Source organism: Actinosynnema sp. NPDC023658, from assembly GCF_040639995.1.
GTDB lineage: Bacteria > Actinomycetota > Actinomycetes > Mycobacteriales > Pseudonocardiaceae > Actinosynnema.
Genome location: NZ_JBFAAX010000410.1, coordinates 1 through 5,183 on the forward strand (window position 1 = coordinate 1; position 5,183 = coordinate 5,183).

A 5,183-nucleotide genomic window follows, 5' to 3' on the forward strand; every position below is an offset into this window, starting at 1 on the left:
GAGGGTGATCACGATCTCCGCCCGGGCGAACACGTTGCCCACGCACTGACGCGCGCCCGCCGCGAACGGGATGAACGCGCCGCGCGGGACCTCGGCCCGCGCCCTGCAGCAGCTCGGCGTGCGGTACTCGTGGGGCGGCGGCAACTACGACGGCCCGACCGTCGGCATCCGGGACGGCGGCGTCGGTGACCAGCACGGCGACTACTACAACGTCGGCTTCGACTGCTCCGGCCTGATGATGTACGCGTTCGCGGGCGCCGGCGTCTACCTGCCGCACTACAGCGGCTACCAGTACAACGCCGGCCGCAAGGTGCCGCTCACCCAGGCGCAGCGCGGCGACATGCTGTTCTGGGGTCCCGGCGGCGGCACCCACGTCGCGCTCTACCTCGGCGGCGGCATGATGGTCGAGGCGCCGTTCTCCGGCTCGCAGGTCCGCGTGGCGCCGGTCCGGTACAGCGGGATCATGCCGTACGCCACGCGCGTGCTCTGACCCCGGCGGCTCAGCCGCGGTCTCCGACGGGGTCCAGGCGGAGCGCCCGGACCTCCTCGCGCAGCGCCCGGACCTCGTTCAGCAGCCGGTCGTCCGGCGCGCTCGCCGGCGGGGCCGACTCGGACTCCATCGCGCTGCACACGACCGCGATGAACAGGTTCAGCATGGTGAACGTGCCGACCAGCAGGTAGACCAGGAAGAAGAGCCACGCGAGCGGCTGGGCGACCATCAGGTCCCGCATCACGTCCGACCAGCCGTCGCCGGTGGTGATCTGGAACAGCGTGAGGATGGTCGACCCGAGGTCCGCGAACCGGGCGTCACCACTGGCGCGGAACAGGTTGATGGCGACCACGCTGCCGACGTACAGCATCAGCACGAGCAGCCCGGACAGCGACAGCAGGCCGGGGATCGACCTCACCAGCGCCGTCACCACGCGGCGCATGCTCGGCACCATCGACACCAGTCGCAGCACGCGCAGGATGCGCAGGGCCCGCACCACCGACAGCGGTCCGGCGGCGGGCAGCAGCGAGACGCCGATGACGACGAAGTCGAAGCAGTTCCACGGGTCGCGGAAGAACCGGGCGCGGTGCGCGAAGAGCCGCGCGGCCAGCTCGACGACGAAGAACACCAGGGCCGCGTGGTCCAGCGCGTCGAACAAGCCGCCGTAGGCCGCGACCAGTGCCGTCGACGTCTCGCAGCCCAGGGTGATCGCGTTGACCACGATCACCGCGATGACCACCCGCTGGAAGCGCCTGCCGTCCACGAGAACGCGGACGCGGTCGCGCAATGCCATGCCGAACTCCTCTTCGCACGCGTGGGGGTTCTGCTCGATCGAGCACCGCCCCATCGGCGCGCGCCGCGCGCGGCTTGAGGGAATTCACCTGGTCGAGCGGAAGAAGTCCGATTTAGCGCGGGTGTAGTCGTCGTAGTCGTCATCGGCGGCGTGTCCCCGGGCCGCACGCTCCTTCGCGGCCTCATAGGCGTTCCGCAGGGCCGGATCGGCGCGCAACCGGTCGCGGAAGCGGATCGTCGCCTCGTGCCACGGGCTGCCGAGCCGCCGCACGTGCAGGATCGCGGGCTCCACCGGGTCGGGACGCACGTAGAGCCGCTTGCGGTACAGCTCGGCCGGGACCGCCGGGTCGGTGTGCCAGTCGCGGTCCACGCCGGGGGAGTCGGGGCGGGCGCCCGTCGCGGGGCGGAAACCGAGCGCGGCCACCGCGCGGTCGAACGCCGGGTCGCGGTCGGGCAGCGCGGTCACGCCGAGCTGGAGGTCGACGAAGCGCTTGGCGCGCAACCCGGTCACGGCGGTCGAGCCGATGTGCTCGTAGGTCCACGACGGCCGGTCGAGGTGTGCGCGCAGCCGGTCGAGCAGGCGTCGTGCGGCGACGGGCAGCGTCGGGTCGTGGTCCTCCAGGACGGGCGGGGTGCGCGGCGGTGGGTCGATCCCGGCGAACCGGCGTGCGAACGGCGCGATCCGGTCGGACCACAGCGCGTCCACCTGCTCCCGGTCGGCCACCACGGCGTCGGCGCGTCCGTCCTCGGTGTCGCTCACGACGAGCGCGGCCGGTCCGGATCCGTCGATCACCGCGAGCAGGCCGGCCGCGTCCAGCGCCCGCAACCGGTCCGCGATGTCCGATCCGGACACCACGTGGACGCGCAACCGTTGCTCGCTCATGCGTCCATCATGGCGCGGGTCCGCATGGCCGGGGTGAACGGTTCTCCGCGGCGTCGAGCACACCCCCACCGATCCACGGCCGGGGCACAATCGGGTCGGGCGTCCACCGGGTTTCCGCCCGTTGTCTCGTTTGGTTCCGTCCACACAGGACTGCGGGTTAATATGAACCCCTATTCGGTGCGATCTCGGAAAACGCCACCCGCGAATTGCGGACGAATGGTCTTGATCACCCGAATGCGCGGCTCGGATTCGGTAACGTCGGTGGTTCAGGGAGGAAGTCAAGTCCAGGGGGGACCATGACGGCCGGCCGCTTGATTCTCGACGACGGCGAATCGACCTGCGACAGACGCGGCACGGGGGACCGCCGGTGCGCGCTGCTCGCACCGGACGAGTTCGACCGCGCCCTGCCGCGCTTCCCCAGCGCGTCGCGATGAACGGCGGCTTCCACCAGGCGGTGCTCGAACGGGCCGACGCCGCCGTGCTGGTGGTCGATCCGCACGACCTGGGCGTCCGGTGGGCGTCCCCGGCGGCCCGGAGGCTGTTCGGCGGCGCCTCCGGCCTGCTGCCCGACCTGGTGGCGTCCGCCGACGCGGCGGCGGTCGGCACGTTCCTCCAGGCGGCGGGCGGCACGGGCGCGTCGCGGTGCACGTGCGCGGTGCCGGTGGAGGGGTCGGTGCACCGGCGCGTCGACCTGGTCGCCCGGGACCTGAGCTCGGACCCGGACGTGCGCGGCCTGGTGGTGGTGGCGCTCGACGTCACGGGCTGGGCGGAGACGGCGTACGAGCTGGGCAGCAGGCTGAACACCGACGCGTTGACGGGCCTGGCGAACCGCACCGGCTTCCTGCCCCGGCTGGAGCAGGCCGTGCGCGGTGCGTCGGGGCCGGTGCTGGTGTTCCTGGACCTCGACCAGTTCAAGGACGTCAACGACCGCCACGGGCACGCCGCGGGTGACCACGTGCTGCGCCTGGTCGCGTCCAGGCTGGTCGAAGTGGTGTCCGGTCGCGGCACGGCGGCCCGGCTCGGCGGCGACGAGTTCGCCGTGCTGCTCGACGAGCTGGACGAGCGGCAGGCGGTGGCCGCGGTGCGCGAGGTGCTGACCGTGCTCGCCGAGCCGGTCGCGCTGGGGGAGGACGTGATCCGGGTGTCGGTGTCGGCGGGCATCACGTTCGTCCGGCCGGGGCACGGCGCGGAGGACCTGCTGCACCAGGCGGACCTGGCGATGTACCGGGCGAAGACCCTCGGCCCGGTCGGCGTCGCCGTCTACGACGAGGACCTGGAGGACTGGGCGCTCGCGCGCAAGCACCAGGTCGACCGGCTGGCCGAGCGGCTGGAGGAGCTGCACGCGGAGAACCGGGCGCTGGCCGACGCGGCGACCACCGACCAGCGGACGGGCCTGCCGAACGCGGCGACGTTCGACGCCGACCACGCGCGCCGCAACCGCGTGGGCGAGCCGTACAGCCTGCTGCTGGTCGACATCGACCGCTTCCACAGCTACAACACGCTCTACCGCTACCTGGCCGGGCACGAGGCGTTGCGCGAGGTCGGCCAGGCCATCGCCCGCACCGCCCGCTCCGGCGACCGGGCGTACCGGTACGGGGGCGAGGAGTTCACCGTGCTGCTGCCGGACACGCGGCTGGACGGCGCGCTGGCCGCGGGCGAGCGGGTCAGGTGCGCGGTCGAACGGCTCGGCCTGGAGCACCGGGGCAACCCCGGCGGGGTGGTCACGGTGTCGATCGGCGCGGTGGAGGTCGTGCCCGGCGCGTCGGTCACCGACGCGGTGGAGGAGGCCAGCGTGGCGGTGCTGCAGGCCAAGGACGCGGGCCGCAACCGGGTGGTCGGTCGACGTGCGGGCGGCTGAGGTCGGGCGTGACGGGCGGTGTCGGTGTCCCCGGCGCACCCGCACGGCACTCTCTGTAGTTCATTAGCCTCGTTAACGACTACTGACGGTAGGTGACACAGGTACTTCCATTGCGAATGAATCAAGTTGCCTGGACCGCTCTGGTGAACGTGATCACACGCAGTTAGGAAAGGGCGTGGATCACGACTCGATGCAGCACTTCTCCGCCGGCCTCTCCACGCTCCTGCTCGCCTACGTCGTCTCCGTCATCGGCTCCCTGATCGGCCTGGCCTGCATGGCGCGCGCCAGGGCCGAGCCGACCCGTGCCACCAAGGTGCGCTGGACCGCGTTCGGCGCAGTCGCCATCGGCGGGGTCGCCATCTGGCTCATGCACTTCATCGCCATGCTCGGCTTCGACGTCCCCGGCGTCCCGATCAAGTACTCCGTGCCGCTCACCGCGTTGTCCGCGGTGGTGGCGATCGCGGTGGTCGGGCTCGGCCTCTCGCTGGTCACGCTCATCCGGTTCACCGCGGTGCGGCTGCTCGTCGCGGGCACCCTGGCCGGGCTCGGCGTGGCGGTCATGCACTACGTGGGCATGTCCGCGATCCGGTTCCGGGGCGACCTGTCCTACGACCCGCGACTGGTGGCGCTGTCGTTCGTGGTCGCGGTGGTCGCGGCCACCGCCGCGTTCTGGTTCACCCTGGTCGTCGAGGCCGCCGCGGCCCGGCTCGCGGCGGGCCTGATCATGGGGGTGGCGGTCACCGGCATGCACTACACCGGCATGGCGGCGGTGCGCGTCACCACCGACCCGGCGGTGGCCGCGCCGCAGGGCACCACCGCGTTCGACCTGGTGTTCCCGGTCTTCGTGCTGAGCGCGCTGGTGGTGGCGGCACTGCTGTGGATGCTGTTCACCGCCGATGACGACGACGTGCCGGGCGGGATCGCCTGACCCGCGGCTACCGTGGGGCCGTGCCCGAGTCTCCCGGAGCCGGCCCGTCGTGGGCCGCGGTCGTCCTCGCGGGCGGTCGGGGCAGCAGGCTGGGCGGCGTCGACAAGGCCTCCCTCGTGGTCGACGGCCGCACGCTGCTCGACCACGTGCTGGACGCGGTCGCGGCGGCACGGCAGGTCATCGTCGTGGGGCCGCGCAAGGACGACGTCACCGGCGTGACGTGGGCGCGGGA

General features: G+C 72.4%; 5 protein-coding genes and 2 pseudogenes. 4 read left to right on the plus strand and 3 right to left on the minus strand.

The annotated features are described in order from the left end of the window. A pseudogene (locus AB0G02_RS27710) lies at positions 1-96 on the minus strand (cytochrome P450); the annotation flags it as partial. Between AB0G02_RS27710 and AB0G02_RS27715 the strand changes: the two are divergent. After that, positions 95-490 (plus strand): annotated as a pseudogene (locus AB0G02_RS27715) (NlpC/P60 family protein); the annotation flags it as partial. The pseudogenes AB0G02_RS27710 and AB0G02_RS27715 overlap by 2 nt on opposite strands. A 10-nt stretch (positions 491-500) precedes the next feature. Here the strand turns inward: AB0G02_RS27715 and AB0G02_RS27720 are convergent. Together AB0G02_RS27720 and AB0G02_RS27725 are read right to left on the minus strand one after the other, a co-directional pair. Next, positions 501-1,283 (minus strand): ion transporter, encoded by a 783-nt coding sequence (locus tag AB0G02_RS27720; protein ID WP_360799276.1) that lies wholly within the window; start codon positions 1,281-1,283, stop codon positions 501-503. An 84-nt stretch (positions 1,284-1,367) separates the two neighbouring features. Next, on the minus strand, positions 1,368-2,165 hold the full coding sequence (locus tag AB0G02_RS27725; RefSeq protein ID WP_360799279.1) for a GrpB family protein: 798 nt from the start codon (positions 2,163-2,165) through the stop codon (positions 1,368-1,370). Positions 2,166-2,595: 430 nt separating this feature from the next. Here AB0G02_RS27725 and AB0G02_RS27730 point away from each other — a divergent pair, with 430 nt between their 5' ends. From AB0G02_RS27730 to AB0G02_RS27740, 3 genes are all read left to right on the plus strand, one after another. Next, entirely contained in the window at positions 2,596-4,023 is a 1,428-nt protein-coding gene (locus AB0G02_RS27730; protein ID WP_360799282.1) for a diguanylate cyclase, read from the plus strand. 175 nt (positions 4,024-4,198) lie between these two features. Next, positions 4,199-4,951 carry an MHYT domain-containing protein gene (locus AB0G02_RS27735; protein WP_360799285.1) on the plus strand — a complete coding sequence of 251 codons (753 nt, stop codon included), beginning with the start codon at positions 4,199-4,201 and terminating at the stop codon, positions 4,949-4,951. Positions 4,952-4,971: 20 nt separating this feature from the next. After that, positions 4,972-5,183: NTP transferase domain-containing protein (locus tag AB0G02_RS27740; protein WP_360799288.1), on the plus strand; the 212-nt coding region annotated here is incomplete at its 3' end.